Source organism: Cryobacterium ruanii, assembly GCF_004404055.1.
In the GTDB taxonomy this organism is placed as follows: Bacteria; Actinomycetota; Actinomycetes; order Actinomycetales; family Microbacteriaceae; genus Cryobacterium; species Cryobacterium ruanii.
Genome location: NZ_SOHK01000014.1, coordinates 1 through 16,920, shown reverse-complemented (window position 1 = coordinate 16,920; position 16,920 = coordinate 1). Strand labels below are relative to the sequence as shown.

Sequence of the window (16,920 nt, the reverse complement as noted above, 5' to 3'; positions counted from 1 at the left end):
CTCAAGACACCGGGAGAACAGCATGCGCCTGATCGAAGCCCCATCCAGCCCGTCGCCCACCCGGCTGCACGTGCCCGACCGCGCGGCCCTACGCGTCGGCCTCGTGCAGCATCGTTGGTACGCCGACGCAGCGACCCTTCGGGCGGAGCTGGCCGACGGCATCCGTGTGGCCGCCGAGGCCGGCGCCCGCATCATTTTTCTGCCCGAACTGACCCTCAGCAAGTACCCCGGCAACGTGCGGGCCACCGGAATTTCCAAAGCGGATGCCGAGCACCTCACGACCGGCCCCACCTTCGCCTTCGCGGTCGACCAGGCCCGGCTGCACAACGTCATCGTGCACGCCTCGCTGTTCGAGAAGCCGGCCGACGATGACGACCCGCTCGACCCGCGCGGCTACAACACAGCCATTCTGGTGTCGCCGAGCGGAGAGCTGCTCGGCCGCACCCGCAAGACCCATATTCCGGTCACCACCGGCTACTACGAGGACACCTATTTTCGGCCGGGGCCCGCCGAGGACGCCTACCCGGTGTACTCCGTCGCCGGCGCTCGCCTGGGTCTGCCGACCTGTTGGGACGAGTGGTTTCCCGAGGTCTCTCGGCTGTATGGGCTCGGCGGGGCCGAAATTCTGGCCTACCCGACCGCAATCGGGTCGGAACCCCTGTTTCCGAACTTCGACACCCAGCCGATCTGGCAGCAGGTCATCGTGGCCAACGGCATCACCAGCGGGCTGTTCATGGTGGTGCCCAACCGGCACGGTGACGAAGGCGACCTCACCTTCTACGGTTCCTCGTTCATCTCCGACCCCTTCGGGCGCGTGCTCGTACAGGCGCCGCGCGGCGAATCCGTAGCGCTCGTGGCCGACCTCGACCTGGCCCAGCGTGAGGAGTGGCTCACCCTGTTCCCGTTCCTGACCACCCGCCGGCCCGACAGCTATGCGGCCTTGACGACGGCGGTCGACCCGGCGCATCCGTTTGGATCGGCGACCGCATGACCTGGCGTATGCCGGCCGAAACCGCGCCGCAGGACCGGGTCTGGATGGCGTTCCCCGTGGGCGGGTACACGCTCGGTGACACCGCGGAGTCAGCCGACGAGGCACGCCGCACCTGGGCGGCCGTCGCGCACGCCGTGGCCGCCTTCGAACCGGTGACCATGGTGGTCGACCCGGTTGCCCGCACCGACGCCGCCCGGTACCTGGGCAGCGAGATCGAGATCATCGAGGCGCCACTGAACGACAGCTGGATGCGCGACATCGGCCCGAGCTTCGTGCACGACGAAACCGGCCGCCTCGGCGCCGTCGACTGGACCTTCAACGGCTGGGGCGGCCAGGACTGGGCTAGCTGGGATCACGATGCGACGGTCGGCCGTTTCGTAGCGGATGCTGCCGGGGCAATCGTAGTGTCGTCGCAGCTCGTGAACGAGGGCGGCGGAATCCACGTCGACGGCGAGGGAACCGTGCTCGCGACGGAAACCGTGCAACTCGACCCCGGACGCAACCCCACTGCCACGCGCGCCACGGTCGAAGCGGAACTTCTCCGCACGATCGGTGCGGAGCACGTGGTCTGGCTGCCCCGCGGCCTCACTCGCGACCAGGCACGCTTCGGCACCCGCGGGCACATCGATATGGTCGCCGCGCTGCCGTCGCCGGGCACGATTCTGCTGCACGCGCAAAACAATACGGCGCATCCCGACTACCCGCTCACCCGCGAATTTCGTGCCCTGCTGGCCGATGCGCACGATGCCGCCGGGCGATCATTCACGATCATCGACCTGCCGGCGCCCGCCGTGCTGCGTGACGACGAGGGGTTCGTGGACTACAACTATGTCAACCATCTCGTCGTCAACGGCGGCGTCGTGGCCTGCAGCTTCGGCGAGGAACGGGCCGACGCCCTGGCCCGCGACCTGCTGGCCGCCGCCTATCCGGGGCGCCGCGTGGTGTCGGTCGACGCGCGGCCGGTGTTCGCGCGCGGGGGCGGCATCCACTGCATCACGCAACAGCAGCCGACCTGCCCCGAACGCGCGCCGGCCTGATCGGTCAGGAAGCGTTGGCGACCCGCCGATTGTGCCAGAACCGAACCAGGTTGAAGGGCACCAGAACGGCAATGATCAGCAGCACGAACGCCCAGGGGCCGACATCGGCCGTCATGAGGTTCGCACCCCAGATCACCAGGGCGACCGCCCCGATATTTAAGAGAGTGGATGCCCGCGGCTGGCTCGGCGCTGTGCGCAACAGCGGGATCACAACCCCGGGGTTGGCACGGGACAACCGAACGGCGTAGCCAATACCGCAGACGAACCCGGCGAGGACGAGAATCGTGCCGAAGATGACTGCCATGCGGTGGTTCTCCCTTATGAGTCGTTGCCTCGACCCTAACGTTCTACTTCGGCTGCATCCGAATTGCACCGTCAAGCCGGATAGTTTCCCCGTTGAGCATGGGATTCTCGATGATATGCCGCACCAGGAATGCGAACTCGTTGGGGTCGCCGAGCCGGGACGGATGCGGCACCTGGGCGCCGAGCGAATCCCGTACGGGTTGCGGTAGGCCCTGCAGCATGGGCGTGTCGAAGATGCCAGGCGCAATTGACATCACCCGAATCAGGCTTTGCGCGAATTCGCGGGCGAGCGGCAGGGTCATCGCGGCGACGCCTCCCTTGGATGCGGCGTAGGCCGCCTGCCCGATCTGCCCGTCGAACGCGGCGACCGAGGCGGTGTTGACGATGACGCCGCGTTCGGCTCCGCCCTGCCGGTCGGTATCGCCCACGGGTTCGGTGTGCTGCATCGCCGCGGCGGCGAGCCGCACGACGTTGAAGGTGCCCACGAGGTTGATGCGAATCGCGCGTTCGAAGTCTTCGAGCGGCAGTGGTCCGTCGCGGCCGACCGTGCGGGCGCCGGGCGCGATGCCGGCGCAGTTGACCACGATGCGAAGCGGCGCCAGCGCCACTGCGGCGTCGACGGAGGTTTGCACATCACCGGCGCTCGTGACGTCGCCGGCCACGAACCGGGCGCGGTCGCCGAGGGCTGCGGCGATCTCCTCACCGGGAGCGCCGGGCAGGTCGAGCAGCACCACGGAGGCTCCGGCTTCGTGCAGCGAGCGGACGCAGGCCAGGCCGAGGCCGGAGGCGCCTCCGGTGATGAGGGCGGAGCATCCGCTACTGAGGATATTGACGGCGTGCATCAGAGCCTCTCGATCAGGGTGGCGTTGGCCATGCCGCCGCCCTCGCACATGGCCTGCAGGCCCCAGCGGCCGCCGGTCATTTCGAGGTGGTTCAGCAGGGTGCCGAGCAGGCGGGTGCCGGAGGATCCGAGCGCGTGGCCGAGGGCGATGGCGCCGCCGCGCGGGTTGAGGCAATCGGGGTCGGCGTGAAGCTCGCGCAGCCAGGCCAGCGGAACGCTCGCGAAGGCCTCGTTGATCTCATAGGCGTCGATGTCGTCGATGCCGAGGCCGGCCCGCGCGAGGATGCGCTGGGTCGCCGGAATCACGCCGGTCAGCATGAGCAGCGGGTCACTCCCCACGACCGTGAAGCCGTGAAAGCGGGCGCGGGCATTGAGACCGAGCTGCGCGGCCCGCTTCGCGCTCATGATCAGGGTGGCTGAGGCGCCGTCGGTCAGCGGTGAGGAGTTGCCGGCGGTGACGTGCCAGCCGAGTTTCGGAAACCGGGCGGCCAATTCGTCGGTGCGAAAGGCGGGCCGCAGGCCGGCGAGGGAGGCATGCGAGGTGCCGGCGCGAATCGTCTCGTCCTCGCTGAACACACTGCCGTCCGGGCGGGTGACGGCCACGATTTCGCCGCCGAAGTCGCCGCGTTCGGCGGCCGCGGCGGCGAGCCGGTGCGAGCGGGCAGCGTAGTTGTCGAGGGCGTCGCGGCCGAGGTTCCATTTCTGGTTGATGAGTTCGGCGGAAACGCCCTGGTTGACGAGGCCGTCGGGGTAGCGCTCGTGCATGAGTGTGCCGAACGGGTCCTGCGCGCCGGCCGAAGACCCGAGCGGAACCCGGCTCATCGACTCGACGCCGCAGGCGATGACTATGTCGGCGCTGCCGCTCATCACGGCCTGGGCAGCGAAGGCAGCCGCCTGCTGGCTGGAGCCGCACTGGCGGTCGATTGTGATGCCAGGAACGGTGTGCGGGAATCCGGCGCTCAGCAGGGCAGTGCGCGTGACATTGGCGCCCTGCTCGCCGACCTGGCTGACACAGCCGCCGATCACATCGTCGATCAGCGCCGGATCGAGGTTGTTGCGGCTGACCAGTTCGCGCAGCACAGTGGCGAGAAGGTCGGCCGGATGAATGCCGTCGAGGGCGCCCCCGGGCTTTCCCCGGCCCGACGGGGTGCGCAGAACGTCGATGATGACAGCTTCATTGCTCATGCCCCCAGCCTAGGCCCGCTGGGCGGGCGCTCCCCAGCGCTGAGAAGCGAATGCGTGCGAGCTACCCGGACAGCGCCCACATCGCAACGGCACTCGCCGCGGCGACGTTGAGCGAGTCGATGCCGTGCTTCATCGGAATCTGCACGACCGTGTCCGATGCGGCGAGCGCCTCGGACGTGAGCCCCTCGCCCTCGGCGCCGAGCAGCAGAGCCAGGCGCTCATGCCGGGTGCCGTCGAAGTCGCGCAGGCTGACCGCGTCCCGGGTCAGGGCGAGCGCGGCCACGTGGAATCCGTGCCGGGTGAGCAGGGCGCGGGTCTCGGTCCAGTCGCCGACCCGGGTCCACGGCACCTGCAGCGCCGTACCCATCGACACCCGGATTGCTCGGCGGTAGAACGGGTCGGAGCAGCGTGGCGTGACCAGAATGGCATCCGCTCCGATCGCTCCGGCCGAACGAAAGATGGCGCCGACGTTGGTGGGGTCCGACACGTTTTCGAGGATGACGATGCGGCGTGCACCGGCGAGCAGGGCGTCGGCTTCCGGCAACTCCGGCCGGTTCATCGCTGCGATCAGACCGCGGTGCAGAATGTATCCGGTGAGGTCGGCGAGCATTTCTCCGGGGCCGACGAACACCGGAACGTCGGCCGCGTAGGCTCCGAGCACCGCGAGCGCCTCGTCGGCCGTGTTGCCGAGGGCGAGCACCGACCGCGGAACATGCCCGGAGCGCAGGGCCCGCTCGAGCACGAGGGCCGATTCGGCGATGTAGAGCCCGTGTTCGGTGCCGCGGGCCTTCTTCAGGGCCACGTCGGTGAGGTGGGCGTAGTCGACCAATCGCGGGTCGCTGAGGTCGTCGATCACGATCAGGGGCATCCGCAAAGTCTAGCCAGCGGTTCCGCGCCCGGGCGCGCCCACCACCCTGCCCGCGCTGCCTTCCTGCTCGCTCCACCATGCTGCGCAAAACTCCTGTATTTTCCAGGCTATGGCCGATCGACCCCCGAAATTCCGGGGGTCGATCGGGCACACGCCTCAGATTGCAGGAGTGATGCGCAACAGTGGCTCGAACTACGGGGGCGGAGCTACTTCGTGGGCACCGTCTGCACGGCCAGCGCGAGCGTGCCGTCGGCGAGACTACCCCAGGCATACACGATGGTGTTCGTGCTCGAGGCGATTTCGACGTCGGCGGGGCCGATGAGCGCCGCGGTCGTGCCGGCAGCGGCAACCGCTGCCGAAATGGTACCGACCGGCAGCGCGAGCACGGACTCGTTCGGGTTGGTCAGGCCGGTGATGGCGGGGGCGCCGTTGGCGAGCACGTCGACGGCCGGCGCGGCAGCAACGTGGCGCACGGTCAGGCGGCCCTGGCCGTCGCCGGGTGCCGACATGTCGTTGGTGAACAGTGCAGCGGTCGGAACTCCGGCTTCGCTCAGGTGTGCCACCGCGGTGTAGTTCAGGCCGGATGCGACCGCGAGGTCGATCGGGCCGATCACGGGGGCGCTCGCGTCGGCGGCATCCGCTGCGGTGATGGCGAGGGTGTAGCTGCCGGCCGGAATGCGGAACGTCTTCGTGAGGGTGCCGGGCTCGAAGTCGTTGATGACCAGCTTGTCGTCGACGTACACGTCGACCACGACGCCGGGAATAGCGTGCAGCACCGAAACGGATGCCGGTGCGGCGGCCCGCGTGCGCACCGTCTGCACGAACAGGGCCAGGTTACCCTCGGCGAGGCTGCCCCAGGCGTAGACGATGGTGTTGGTGCGCGGAGCGATCGTGACATCGGCCGGGCCGAGCAGCGGCGCGGTGGTTCCGGCGGCAGCGACGACGGCGCTGATCGTGCCGACCGGCAGGTCGAGCACAGCCTCCGAGGGGTTGGTCAGGCCGGCAACGGCCACGACGCCGTTCGCGAGCACGTCGACGGCGGGAGCGGCCGCAACGTGGCGCACGGTGAGGCGGCCCTGTCCGGTAGCCAGCGGCGTGGTGTCGTCATTGAACAGCGTGGCGGTGGGCATGCCGGCGTCGGTCAGGTGGGCGACGGCCGTGAAGCTTCGATTCGCCGTGACGGTCACGGTGCTCGAGCCGCTCAGCGCGATGCTCGCCATCGGAGAGCCGTTGGCGCTGCCGCCGAGCTCGAGGGGGTTGGACGCGGAGATGTCGACGGTGTGCGTGCCGGCCGCGATTTTCAGCGGTCCGAGCAGGGTTCCCGGTGCGAAGTCGTTGACGACCACGCGGCCGTCGACCGAGATGTCGAGGGTGAGGCCGGGAATGGCATGCAGCACCGACACCGACGCGGTGCCCGGTGCAGCGGATGCCGCGGGTACGGCAGCCTGCGCCGGCGCGAGCCCAGCGAGAGCTACGAGGAGGCCGGCGGATATTCCGACGGCGATGGACTTGCGCATTGCTACCTCCATGGGTCGTTACGGAAGGCCGCTTGGCTTCCCTTGGTAACACCTTCCCCGGCCTCGCGGGTTTCGGATGCACCGACAGGAAGTAATTCTCAGCTACCCGTATGCAGTTCGCCGCGCACGATCGAGTCGCCAGAGTGCGCCGGGTCACCATCGGCGGGTTCAGCCGACACGTCGACGAGCGGGTACTGGGTGAGGTCGACACCGGCGGGCACTGTGAAGCGGCCGATGGACCCGTCGAGGAATCCGAGGCTGACCAGGCCGGAGGCATCCGCTTTCAGAAGCCAGACTTCGCGCAGGCTCGCGCCGGCCGGTGCGTCGAGGTCGACGACGACCGAGCGCCGACCGTCGGCGGCTTCTTCGACCCTGGCCGATCCGCTCGCGCTCCAGCCGGGCAGGGCGTCGAGGGCCGCTTCGGCCACGACCCGCTCGGCGCCTCCGGCGGTGGTTGCCACGCCGATGGCGATGCCACCGACCAGCCCGATCAGACCGACGGCCGCCGCGACCGGCACCCACCGGCGGCGGGGCAGCCGGCGAACCGGTGCGAAAGCGGCCGGCTCTGCATGGTCGGCAGCGGATGCGTCCGGCCGGGTCGCAGCGTCCGTCGGGTAGCGAAGCTTCGGGGGCAGCAGCGGCGTGCGCACGGCCTCGCTCAGTGCGAGTTCGGCGTGGATGCCCACCCAGACTCCCCCGGGCGGCGTGAGCAGACGGTCGGGCCCGGCCGCGCGACCGAGTTGCACGACCTGTCGCAGGGCCAGGTATTCGCCGGCGCACGCGGCGCAGGCCGCGAGGTGGGTGCGTTCCCGGTCGCTCACGTCGAGTTCGGCCAGGGCGAGCAGGTGCAGGTCATCGGTGACTATGTGGGTGCAGTCGAGGTGGGCGCGGTCAGTAGGAATCATCCGACACCTCCAGCCGGGTGCGCAGCCGGCTCAGGCTGCGGCGCATGTGGCTCTTAACGGTGCCAAGCGGCAGTCCGAGGCTGTCGGCGATCTGCACCTGGGTGAGATCGTCGAAGAAGGCCAGGCGCATCACCTGGCGCGGGACCGGCTCGAGCCGATCGATTTCGTCGCCGACCAGCACCCGGTTGACCACGCTGATGCTGTCGTCGGCGCGGTGCGCGGGTATGGTCGCGGCGAGCGCTTGCTCAATGCGCCGCTGTCGGCTGCGTGCCTCGTGGGTGTCGGCGATCACGTGCCGGGTGATGCCTATCAGCCAAGCCGGCAGCCGAGACCGGGCCGGGTCGAACCCGGCACGGCCGCGCCAGGCCGCAATGAACACCTTCTGGGTGACGTCTTCGGCGTCAGCCGCGATGGCGAGGGAGCGCACGGCGATCGTGAAGACCAGCGACGACCAGCGAGCGTAGGCGGCAGCCAGGGCTTGCTCATCGCCGTCCTGAAAGGCTCGGGCCAGTGCCGAGTCATCGTCGGTGGGTGCGCTCACGTCGGGGTGGGTCCTTCGGGCCGAAACTCGAACCGGGCAGGGATGCGGCTGCGGCTGCGGCACCGTTCGGGTGTCGACCTCCGCGCGCACCATCATAGTGAGTTTCCTTCGACTCGGTAGCGGTTTCCCCACCGGTGCAGGGAGCCACAGCAGCAAACCCGACGTTTCCTGCTGTGGTCCTCCCTGCGAGGTCACCTTTTAACCCGTTAATTCTCTCTTCGAAGGCAAAACGGATGCACCCTGCCGCGATTCGAAGCGCGGGTTACGGCACAGCTCGCTACGACATACCGGCTAGGACACGGGCGTGAGGGTGTACTTCGTCGAGAGGTATTCCTGAATTCCCTCGAGCCCGCCCTCGCGACCCAGTCCGGACTGCTTTACGCCGCCGAACGGCGCGGCCGCGTTGGAGACGACGCCGGTATTCAGGCCCATCATGCCGGTCTGCAGCTTGTCGATCATGCGCTGGCCGCGAGCGAGGTCGGTCGTGAACACGTAGCTGATCAGGCCGAACTCGGTGTCGTTGGCGAGGCGCACGGCATCCGCTTCGTCGGTGAAGGTGCTGATCGCGAGCACCGGGCCGAAGATTTCGTCGCGCAGGATATCGCTGCCCGGTTTGACGTCGGTGAGCACGGTCGGTGCGTAGAAGGTACCCTCGCGCTCGATCGCAGCGCCGCCGGTGAGCAGGGTAGCGCCGCGGGTAATCGCGTCTTGCACGAGGGAATCGGCCTTGGCGATGGCTTTGCCGTCGATCAGCGGGCCGATGGTGATGCCTGCCTCTGTGCCGCGACCGATCTGGAACGCCTCGACCTTTTCTGTGACCCGGCGGGCGAATTCGGCGGCTACGGACTCGTGCACGATGAAGCGATTGGCCGCGGTGCAGGCCTGGCCGATGTTGCGGAACTTGGCAATGAGGGCGCCGTCGACGGCTTTGTCGAGGTCGGCGTCGGCGAAGACGACGAAGGGGGCGTTGCCGCCGAGCTCCATCGACGTGCGCAGCACGTTCTCGGCGGAGAGCTTGATGAGCGACTTGCCGACCGCGGTCGACCCGGTGAAGCTGAGCTTGCGCAGGCGCGGGTCGGCGATGATCGGTTCGGAGACCGCGCCGGACTGCGTCGTCGTGATGACATTGACCACACCGGCGGGCAGGCCGGCCTCTTCGAGCAGGGCCACGAAGTGCAGGGTGGTCAGCGGAGTGAGCGCGGCCGGCTTGACCACGACGGTGCAGCCGGCGGCCAGTGCCGGGGCGATCTTGCGCGTGGCCATGGCCAGCGGGAAGTTCCACGGGGTGATCAGGAAGCAGGGGCCGACCGGGTGCTGGGTGACGATCATACGACCGGTGCCCTCGGGGTTGGCACCGTAGCGACCGCTGATCCGCACGGCTTCCTCGCTGAACCAGCGCAGGAATTCGCCGCCGTAGGCAACCTCACCGAGCGCCTCCTGCAGCGGCTTGCCCATTTCGATGGTCATGAGCAGGGCGAACTCCTGCTTGCGTTCTTGCAGCAGGTCGAAGGCGCGACGCAGGATTTCGCCGCGCACGCGGGCCGGGGTCGCGGCCCAGTCGGCCTGCGCGCCGTCAGCGGCGTCGAGGGCGGCGGCACCATCGGCCACGCTCGCGTCGGCGATGGTCTTGATGACCCGGCCGGTGGCCGGATCGGTGACATCGAGGGTGCGACCGCCCGTAGCGGCGATCCACTTCCCGTTGATATAAAGCTGATTGGGCACTCGAGCGAGCAGCTCGGATTCGTTCGTGCGCGCGTCGGTAACAACTGTCATTGCATCTCCCATGCTTGTGCCTGCCCGTCGATCTGACGGTAATAGCCTAGCTGCGCCCACCGATACTGCCTGTGGCTGCGCCTGTGGATCGCGAGGCCCCTGCTGGCGTGGTGGACGGCAGGCGTGCATACTGCGGCGAACAAGGGTTGCCTTGCCGGCAGGATCGTATATTATTTCAAATACACACGCAGCGCTGCGAGAGGACATGACATGCAGAACCCCACACCGTTTACCGGCACCCCCGGCAAGGTGATCGCCCTGCACCTCAACTACCCGTCCCGCATCGCTCAGCGTGGCCGCGTGCCGGAACAGCCATCGTACTTTCTGAAGCCCGGCACGTCGGTGAGCGCGTCGGGCACCCCGATCGAACGCCCGGCCGGTACCGAACTGCTCGCCTTCGAAGGCGAGATCGCCCTGATCATCGGCCGTAGCATCCGTCGGGTGAGCCCGGAGGAGGGCTGGGCCGCCGTCTCGGGTATCACCGCCGCGAACGACTTCGGCGTCTACGACCTGCGCTACGCCGACAAGGGCTCGAACCTGAAGTCCAAGGGCGGTGACGGCTTCACCCCGCTCGGCCCGACCGTGATCGACGCCGCCGACATTCAAGCGGATGCCCTGCGCGTGCGCACCTGGGTCAACGGCGACCTCGTACAGAACGACACCACTGCGCAACTCGTCTTCCCGTTCGGCCGACTGGTCGCCGATCTCTCGCAGCTGATGACGCTCGAACCGGGCGACGTGATTCTCACCGGGACGCCCGCCGGGTCCTCCGTCGTGCGGCCCGGTGACGTGGTCGAGGTTGAAGTGGATGCCCCCACCGCGCCGGGCGCGCCCAGCACGGGCCGACTGGTCACGCCGGTCGTCGCGGGCACGATCGCGATGGCCGAATACGGCGCCGACCCGAAGATCGACGATCTGCAGCGGGCTGAGGCGTGGGGGTCCGCAGAAGCAGCCGGGGTGGCGACGCCGACTGCCCCCGCCACCATTCTGACCGACGAACTCAAGGCGAAAATCAACTCGGTCGGCACCGCCACGCTGAGCTCCCAGCTGCGCAAACGCGGCCTCAACAACGTCTCGATCGATGGGCTCCAGTCCACCCGACCGACCGCACGCCTGGTGGGCCTCGCCCGTACCCTGCGGTTCATCCCCAACCGCGAAGACCTCTTCATCTCCCACGGCGGCGGTTACAACGCGCAGAAGCGCGCCTTCGATTCTCTCCGCCCCGATGATGTGCTCGTGATCGAGGCGCGCGGCGAGACCGGCACCGGCACCGTGGGTGACATCCTCGCCCTGCGCGCCCAGGTCAACGGCGCCGCCGGCCTGGTGACGGACGGCGGCGTTCGCGACGTCGCCGCCGTAACCGCCCTCGAGATGCCCACTTACTTCGCCAACGCGCATCCCGCCGTCCTCGGCCGTAAGCACGTGCCGTGGGACACCGACCTCACCATCGCGTGCGGCGGCGCGGCCGTGCAACCCGGCGACGTGATCGTCGGGGACGCCGACGGCATCGTCGTGATTCCGCCACACCTGATCGCCGAGGTCGTCACCGATGCGATCGAGCAGGAGCGCGAGGAGACCTTCATCGCCGAGATGGTCGCTGCGGGCGAGGGCGTCGACGGGCTGTACCCGCTGAACGCGAAGTGGAAGGCACGGTACCTGGAATGGCTGAAGTAGCCGGCTCGTCGACCGACCTCAGCAAGTCCCAACTCTCCTATCAATGGATCAAAGCGCGCATCTCCGACAGCACGTTCACCCCGGGCTACCGTCTGGTGCTCGGCGCGATCGGCAAGGAGTTGGGCGTGAGCGCCGTCCCGGTGCGTGAGGCGATCCGTCGACTCGAGGCGGAGGGCCTGGTCACCTTCGAGCGCAACGTCGGCGCCCAGGTCGCCATGATCGAGGAGACCGAATACCTTTACACGATGCAGACCCTGAGCGTGGTCGAGGGCGTCGCAACCGCGTTGTCCGCTCCATTCATCACCGCTGCTGACATCGAACGCGCCCGCAGCGTCAACCAAGCAATGATCACCTGCCTCGAAGACCTCAACCCGCACCGGTTCACCGAACTCAACCTTGAATTTCATTCCATCCTGTTCGAGAACTGCCCGAACCCGCACATCCTCGACCTCGTGCACCGCGGTTGGAACCGCATGCAGGTGCTGCGCGACTCCACCTTCAGCTTCGTGCCCGGCCGCGCCCGCGAGTCAGTGGCGGAGCACGAGAACCTGCTGCAGCTGATCGAGGCGGGCGCGGATGCGCTCACGCTCGAGCTGGCCGCGCGCGCGCACCGCACCGGCACACTGGATGCCTTCCTCGCCTTTCAGAAATCGCACCACCCCCACGACGTATCCGAACCGTCCACAAGAAAGAGTCCCCGACCATGACGCAGACGTCTGTCCAGACCACGCACTTTGTCCCCGCTGACCTGCCCACCAGCATCCGTCATTTTATCGGTGGAAAGTTCGTCGACAGCGTCGGCGGCGAGACCTTCGACGTGCTCGACCCGGTGTCGAATCAGACCTACGCTACTGCGGCCGCCGGCCAGCAGACCGACATCGACCTGGCCGTCGCCGCCGCGAAGGACGCCTTCGACAACGGACCCTGGCCGCGCATGCTGCCCCGGGCTCGCGCCCGAGTGCTGCACCGCATCGCCGACGCCGTTGAGGCGCAGGATGCCCGGCTCGCCGAGCTCGAGACCTTCGATACCGGGCTGCCGATCACGCAGGCGCTCGGCCAGGCCCAGCGCGCGAGCGAGAACTTTCGATTCTTCGCCGACCTGATCGTGGCGCAGGCCGACGACACCTACAAGGTGCCCGGCCGCCAGATCAATTACGTCAACCGCAAACCGGTCGGCGTCGCCGGGCTGATCACCCCGTGGAATACCCCGTTCATGCTCGAAAGCTGGAAGCTCGCCCCCGCACTCGCCTCCGGCTGCACCGTCGTACTGAAGCCGGCCGAATTCACACCGCTGTCGGCGAGTCTCTGGGCCGAGATCTTTCGCACCGCCGGGGTGCCCGACGGCGTGTTCAACCTGGTCAACGGCATCGGCGAGGAGGCCGGCGACGCGCTGGTCAAGCACCCAGACGTGCCGCTCATCTCCTTCACCGGCGAAACCACCACCGGCCAGACCATCTACCGCAACTGCGCCGCGAATCTCAAGGGCATGTCGATGGAGCTCGGCGGCAAGTCACCCGCTGTGGTCTTCGCCGACGCCGACCTGGACGCCGCGATCGACTCGACCCTGTTCGGCGTGTTCTCGCTGAACGGCGAGCGCTGCACCGCGTCGAGCCGCATCCTGGTGGAGCGGTCGATCTACGATGATTTCTGCACCCGCTACGCGGCCCGCGCCCAGAGCATCGTCGTCGGCGACCCGCACGACCCGAAGACCGAGGTGGGCGCACTCGTACACCCCGAGCACTACGCCAAGGTCATGGGCTACGTCGAGATCGGCAAGTCCGAGGGGCGCCTGCTCGCGGGCGGCGGCCGCCCCGAGGGTCTCTCCGAGGGCAACTACGTCTCCCCCACGGTCTTCGCCGACGTCGCCCCGACCGCCCGCATCTTTCAGGAGGAGATCTTCGGCCCGGTCGTGACCATCACCCCCTTCGAAACGGATGCCGAAGCACTCGCGTTGGCCAACGGTGTGAAGTACGGGTTGGCCGCTTACATCTGGACCACCGACCTCACCCGCGCGCACAACTTCGCCCAGTCGGTTGATGCCGGGATGGTCTGGTTGAACTCGCACAACGTGCGCGACCTGCGCACCCCGTTCGGCGGCGTCAAGGCCTCCGGACTCGGCCACGAGGGCGGCTACCGATCGATTGACTTCTACACCGACTCGCAGGCCGTGCACATCACGCTCGCCCCCGTGCACACGCCCCGTTTCGGCGGCAAGTAGGCGTTCCCAGCATCCGCTTCGCCCCCGCAGCACCCCCGCACCCACCCCGCGTCACCCTCAACGAGGAGAAACTCATGACCGATCCGATCGCCACTCCCATCAATACCCCGCCCGACATCCTCCGCTGCGCCTACATGGACATCGTCGTGACCGACCTGGCCAAGTCGCGCGAATTCTACGTCGATATTCTCGGCCTCGTCGTCACCGAGGAGAGCGACACCGAGATCTACCTGCGCAGCTTCGAGGAATTCATCCACCACAACCTCGTGCTGCGACAGGGGCCGGTCGCCGCCGTCGCCGCGATGGCCTTTCGGGTGCGCGGCCCCGAAGACGTCGACCTGGCCGAGGCCTACTACCGGGAGCTCGGCTGCCGCACCGAGCGCCGCACCGACGGTTTCGTGAAGGGCATCGGCGACAGCGTGCGCGTCGAAGACCCGCTCGGCTTTCCATATGAGTTCTTCTACTCCACTACTCACGTGGAACGCCTCGCCTGGCGCTACGACCTGCAGGGACCGGGCGCGCTCGTGCGCCTCGATCATTTCAACCAGGTCACGCCCGACGTCGGGCGCGGCCGTAAATATCTCGAAGACCTGGGCTTTCGCGTCACCGAAGATATCAAAGACGAAGACGGCGTCACCTACGCAGCCTGGATGCGCCGCAAGGACACCGTGCACGACACCGCCCTCACCGGCGGCAACGGGCCGCGCATGCACCACATCGCGTTCTCGACCCACGAGAAGCACAACATCATTTACATCTGCGACAAGCTCGGCGCACTCCGCAAGAGTGACCTGATCGAGCGCGGCCCGGGCCGCCACGGTGTCTCGAACGCGTTCTACCTGTACCTGCGCGACCCCGACGGCCACCGCGTCGAGATCTACACGCAGGACTACTACACCGGCGACCCCGACAACCCCGTCGTCACCTGGGACGTGCACGACAACCAGCGCCGCGACTGGTGGGGCAACCCCGTCGTGCCCAGCTGGTACACGGATGCCTCGCTCGTGCTCGACCTCGACGGCAACCCCCAGCCGGTCATCGAACGCACCGAATCGAGCGAAATGGCCGTCACCGTCGGCGCCGACGGCTTCTCCTACACTCGCAAAGACGACGAACTGGCCGGCTTCAAACTCGGTACCACCCTCTAGGAGACAATGCGCATGCTTGACCAGTCAGTCATTGAAGAGATCGCCGACGAACTCGTCGCGGCCAGCCGCACCCGATCGACGGTCCCCCTTCTGACCACCCGCTACCCCGGCATGACCGTCGACGACGCCTATGCCGTGCAGAGCCTGTGGAAGGAGCGCGGCATCGCGGCTGGCCGGCGGCTCATCGGTCGCAAAATCGGCCTGACCTCCAAGGTGATGCAGGTCGCGACCGGCATCACCGAACCCGACTATGGTGTCATTTTTGCCGACGAGGTGTACGAGAACGGTGCAAGCATCCGTTTCGACAGCTTCTCGAACGTGCGGATCGAGGTCGAGCTCGCGTTTGTGCTCGGCAAGCCGTTGTCGGGGCCGAACTGCACCCTCTTCGACGTGCTCGATGCGACGGACTACGTGGTTCCGGCGCTGGAAATCCTCAGCTCGCGCATCGAGATGGCCGGCCGCACGATCGTCGACACCATCTCCGACAACGCTGCCATGGGCGGTATGGTGATGGGCGGCACTGCCGTGAAGGTCGGCGATATCGACCTGCGGTGGGTGTCGGCGTTGCTCTACCGCAACCAGACCATCGAAGAATCCGGGGTAGCCGCGGCCGTGCTGAACCACCCCGCTGCCGGCGTCTACTGGCTGGCGAACAAGCTGGTCCAGCACGGAACCCGCCTCGAAGCCGGGGAGATCATACTGGCCGGCTCGTTCACCCGCCCGATGTGGGTCGAACAGGGCGACACCGTGCACGCCGACTATGGACAGCTGGGAGCCATCACATGCCGATTCGAGTAGCAGCAGAGCCAACCTTCCGCGCCGTTCTCGCCGGGACCACGCGTGCGCAGATCGGAATGTGGGTGTGCTCCGGCAGTGCGCTGGTGGCGGAAATCTGCGCCGGCAGCGGTCTGGACTGGCTGCTGATCGACACGGAACACAGCCCGAATGGCCTCGAGTCGACGCTCAGCCAGCTGCAGGCCGTGCACGGCTACCCGATCGTGCCGTTAGTGCGCGCTCCGATCGGAGATCGCATCATCGTGAAGCAGCTCCTCGACCTCGGCGTGCAGAATTTGCTCATCCCCATGGTCGATACCGCCGAGCAGGCTCGCGACATGGTGGCGGCGGTGCGCTACCCGCCTCTAGGCGTTCGCGGCGTCGGCAGCGCCTTGGCCCGGGCCTCCCGGTGGAACCGTATCGACGACTATTTGGCCCGCGCCGATGACACGATCTCACTGTTCGCGCAGATCGAGACGACGGATGCCGTGGCCAACGTCGCCGAGATCGCCGGCGTCGACGGCATCGACGGCCTGTTCATCGGTCCGTCCGACCTCGCCGCATCGATGGGCCTGCTCGGCCAGCAGGACCACCCCGATGTCGTGGCCTCGGTCGAGCAGTGCATTCGCACCGTCGCGACGCTCGGCAAACCCGTTGGCGTCAATGCCTTCGCACCCGGGACCGCCGCGCGTTACCTGGCGGCGGGCGCCCACTTCGTGCTCGTTGGCGCCGACGTGGCCATCCTCGCCCGTGCCTCGGAGAAACTCGCTGCCACCTTCATCAGGCCCAGCTCAGGACCGGCGGATGATTCCGTGCCACGGCTGAGTTACTGAGCCTGCGATGAAGACTCCGCCAACTAGAGCTGGAAGAGAACAGGCAGAGGACCGACGGTGACACGCGGACGCTGTGTCGCCTGGCGCATCTCCGCGGTCATCGGTCGGATTACCTGCGGGATGAGCCCGTCACACCCCGGACGGGAGGGCCGCCTCGGCGGCTCCCGAGTGGAGTAAAAGGTGGGTTTTTGATGGGGGGTGCCCCTATGTTTTTGTCAAGCGGCGAGTTGGTGTTCAGTTTCGTAGAGGGTGCCGTCTCGCAGCATGGCGAATAGAACATCACAGCGGCGTCGGGCGAGTGCGATGAGGGCT

At 67.7% G+C, this 16,920-nt stretch carries 16 protein-coding genes and 1 pseudogene; 8 read left to right on the top strand and 9 right to left on the bottom strand.

What is annotated here, in order from left to right:
- Positions 1 to 22: 22 nt before the first annotated feature.
- Both E3T47_RS08690 and E3T47_RS08685 read left to right on the top strand, forming a co-directional pair.
- Entirely contained in the window at positions 23 to 991 is a 969-nt protein-coding gene (locus E3T47_RS08690; RefSeq protein ID WP_134555696.1) for a nitrilase-related carbon-nitrogen hydrolase, read from the top strand.
- Positions 988 to 2,028 (top strand): agmatine deiminase family protein, encoded by a 1,041-nt coding sequence (locus E3T47_RS08685; RefSeq protein ID WP_134555695.1) that lies wholly within the window; start codon positions 988 to 990, stop codon positions 2,026 to 2,028. Before E3T47_RS08690 ends, E3T47_RS08685 begins: the two co-directional genes overlap by 4 nt.
- A 4-nt stretch (positions 2,029 to 2,032) precedes the next feature.
- Here the strand turns inward: E3T47_RS08685 and E3T47_RS08680 are convergent, their stop codons facing one another.
- The 9 genes and pseudogenes from E3T47_RS08680 to E3T47_RS08645 form a co-directional block, all read right to left on the bottom strand.
- Positions 2,033 to 2,332, bottom strand: a complete 300-nt coding sequence (locus tag E3T47_RS08680; RefSeq protein WP_134555694.1) for a hypothetical protein — start codon at positions 2,330 to 2,332, stop codon at positions 2,033 to 2,035.
- A 43-nt stretch (positions 2,333 to 2,375) separates the two neighbouring features.
- The gene (locus tag E3T47_RS08675; protein ID WP_166805673.1) at positions 2,376 to 3,173 is read right to left on the bottom strand and encodes a 3-hydroxyacyl-CoA dehydrogenase; all 798 of its coding nucleotides are present in this window, start codon (positions 3,171 to 3,173) and stop codon (positions 2,376 to 2,378) included.
- Complete coding sequence (locus E3T47_RS08670; RefSeq protein ID WP_134555693.1) at positions 3,173 to 4,357, bottom strand: thiolase family protein; 1,185 nt, start codon at positions 4,355 to 4,357, stop codon at positions 3,173 to 3,175. Before E3T47_RS08670 ends, E3T47_RS08675 begins: the two co-directional genes overlap by 1 nt.
- A 61-nt stretch (positions 4,358 to 4,418) precedes the next feature.
- Entirely contained in the window at positions 4,419 to 5,225 is an 807-nt protein-coding gene (locus E3T47_RS08665) for a TrmH family RNA methyltransferase (protein WP_134555692.1), read from the bottom strand.
- Positions 5,226 to 5,431: 206 nt separating this feature from the next.
- Positions 5,432 to 6,058: a DUF4397 domain-containing protein gene (locus E3T47_RS16880; RefSeq protein ID WP_479684277.1), complete on the bottom strand. Its 627-nt coding sequence runs from the start codon at positions 6,056 to 6,058 to the stop codon at positions 5,432 to 5,434.
- 207 nt (positions 6,059 to 6,265) lie between these two features.
- Positions 6,266 to 6,742: pseudogene (locus tag E3T47_RS16875) on the bottom strand (DUF4397 domain-containing protein); the annotation flags it as partial.
- Between the two features lie 98 nt (positions 6,743 to 6,840).
- A complete protein-coding gene (locus E3T47_RS08655; RefSeq protein WP_134555691.1) occupies positions 6,841 to 7,647 on the bottom strand; it encodes an anti-sigma factor in 807 nt (268 codons plus the stop codon).
- Complete coding sequence (locus E3T47_RS08650; protein ID WP_241982103.1) at positions 7,634 to 8,284, bottom strand: RNA polymerase sigma factor; 651 nt, start codon at positions 8,282 to 8,284, stop codon at positions 7,634 to 7,636. Before E3T47_RS08650 ends, E3T47_RS08655 begins: the two co-directional genes overlap by 14 nt.
- A gap of 195 nt (positions 8,285 to 8,479) precedes the next feature.
- Positions 8,480 to 9,961, bottom strand: coding sequence for an NAD-dependent succinate-semialdehyde dehydrogenase (locus E3T47_RS08645; RefSeq protein ID WP_134555690.1), 1,482 nt, complete (start codon positions 9,959 to 9,961; stop codon positions 8,480 to 8,482).
- 210 nt (positions 9,962 to 10,171) lie between these two features.
- On the opposite strand from E3T47_RS08645, the gene E3T47_RS08640 reads away from it, so the two are divergent.
- The 6 genes from E3T47_RS08640 to E3T47_RS08615 all read left to right on the top strand — a co-directional run bounded on the left by E3T47_RS08640 (position 10,172) and on the right by E3T47_RS08615 (position 16,608).
- Positions 10,172 to 11,635, top strand: a complete 1,464-nt coding sequence (locus E3T47_RS08640) for a fumarylacetoacetate hydrolase family protein (RefSeq protein ID WP_134555689.1) — start codon at positions 10,172 to 10,174, stop codon at positions 11,633 to 11,635.
- Positions 11,623 to 12,342: a GntR family transcriptional regulator gene (locus E3T47_RS08635; RefSeq protein ID WP_134555688.1), complete on the top strand. Its 720-nt coding sequence runs from the start codon at positions 11,623 to 11,625 to the stop codon at positions 12,340 to 12,342. The genes E3T47_RS08640 and E3T47_RS08635 overlap by 13 nt, the downstream gene beginning before the upstream one ends.
- Positions 12,339 to 13,853, top strand: a complete 1,515-nt coding sequence (gene hpaE / locus E3T47_RS08630) for a 5-carboxymethyl-2-hydroxymuconate semialdehyde dehydrogenase (RefSeq protein WP_134555687.1) — start codon at positions 12,339 to 12,341, stop codon at positions 13,851 to 13,853. Before E3T47_RS08635 ends, hpaE begins: the two co-directional genes overlap by 4 nt.
- A 74-nt stretch (positions 13,854 to 13,927) precedes the next feature.
- Positions 13,928 to 15,001 (top strand): 3,4-dihydroxyphenylacetate 2,3-dioxygenase, encoded by a 1,074-nt coding sequence (gene hpaD / locus E3T47_RS08625; RefSeq protein ID WP_134555686.1) that lies wholly within the window; start codon positions 13,928 to 13,930, stop codon positions 14,999 to 15,001.
- A 12-nt stretch (positions 15,002 to 15,013) separates the two neighbouring features.
- The gene (hpaH, locus tag E3T47_RS08620) at positions 15,014 to 15,799 is read left to right on the top strand and encodes a 2-oxo-hept-4-ene-1,7-dioate hydratase (RefSeq protein WP_134555685.1); all 786 of its coding nucleotides are present in this window, start codon (positions 15,014 to 15,016) and stop codon (positions 15,797 to 15,799) included.
- Entirely contained in the window at positions 15,784 to 16,608 is an 825-nt protein-coding gene (locus E3T47_RS08615) for an HpcH/HpaI aldolase family protein (RefSeq protein WP_134555684.1), read from the top strand. The genes hpaH and E3T47_RS08615 overlap by 16 nt, the downstream gene beginning before the upstream one ends.
- Positions 16,609 to 16,920: the final 312 nt, after the last annotated feature.

Excerpts from the sequence above, each read along its gene's own strand:
- E3T47_RS08640 (WP_134555689.1), top strand. The coding sequence starts at position 10,172 with ATGCAGAACCCCACACCGTTTACCGGCACCCCCGGCAAGGTGATCGCC.
- hpaE (WP_134555687.1), top strand. The coding sequence starts at position 12,339 with ATGACGCAGACGTCTGTCCAGACCACGCACTTTGTCCCCGCTGACCTG.
- E3T47_RS08635 (WP_134555688.1), top strand. The coding sequence starts at position 11,623 with ATGGCTGAAGTAGCCGGCTCGTCGACCGACCTCAGCAAGTCCCAACTC.
- E3T47_RS08655 (WP_134555691.1), bottom strand. The coding sequence starts at position 7,647 with ATGATTCCTACTGACCGCGCCCACCTCGACTGCACCCACATAGTCACC.
- E3T47_RS08680 (WP_134555694.1), bottom strand. The coding sequence starts at position 2,332 with ATGGCAGTCATCTTCGGCACGATTCTCGTCCTCGCCGGGTTCGTCTGC.
- hpaH (WP_134555685.1), top strand. The coding sequence starts at position 15,014 with ATGCTTGACCAGTCAGTCATTGAAGAGATCGCCGACGAACTCGTCGCG.
- E3T47_RS08690 (WP_134555696.1), top strand. The coding sequence starts at position 23 with ATGCGCCTGATCGAAGCCCCATCCAGCCCGTCGCCCACCCGGCTGCAC.
- E3T47_RS08615 (WP_134555684.1), top strand. The coding sequence starts at position 15,784 with ATGCCGATTCGAGTAGCAGCAGAGCCAACCTTCCGCGCCGTTCTCGCC.
- E3T47_RS08685 (WP_134555695.1), top strand. The coding sequence starts at position 988 with ATGACCTGGCGTATGCCGGCCGAAACCGCGCCGCAGGACCGGGTCTGG.
- E3T47_RS08645 (WP_134555690.1), bottom strand. The coding sequence starts at position 9,961 with ATGACAGTTGTTACCGACGCGCGCACGAACGAATCCGAGCTGCTCGCT.
- E3T47_RS08675 (WP_166805673.1), bottom strand. The coding sequence starts at position 3,173 with ATGCACGCCGTCAATATCCTCAGTAGCGGATGCTCCGCCCTCATCACC.
- hpaD (WP_134555686.1), top strand. The coding sequence starts at position 13,928 with ATGACCGATCCGATCGCCACTCCCATCAATACCCCGCCCGACATCCTC.
- E3T47_RS08665 (WP_134555692.1), bottom strand. The coding sequence starts at position 5,225 with ATGCCCCTGATCGTGATCGACGACCTCAGCGACCCGCGATTGGTCGAC.
- E3T47_RS08650 (WP_241982103.1), bottom strand. The coding sequence starts at position 8,284 with ATGATGGTGCGCGCGGAGGTCGACACCCGAACGGTGCCGCAGCCGCAG.
- E3T47_RS08670 (WP_134555693.1), bottom strand. The coding sequence starts at position 4,357 with ATGAGCAATGAAGCTGTCATCATCGACGTTCTGCGCACCCCGTCGGGC.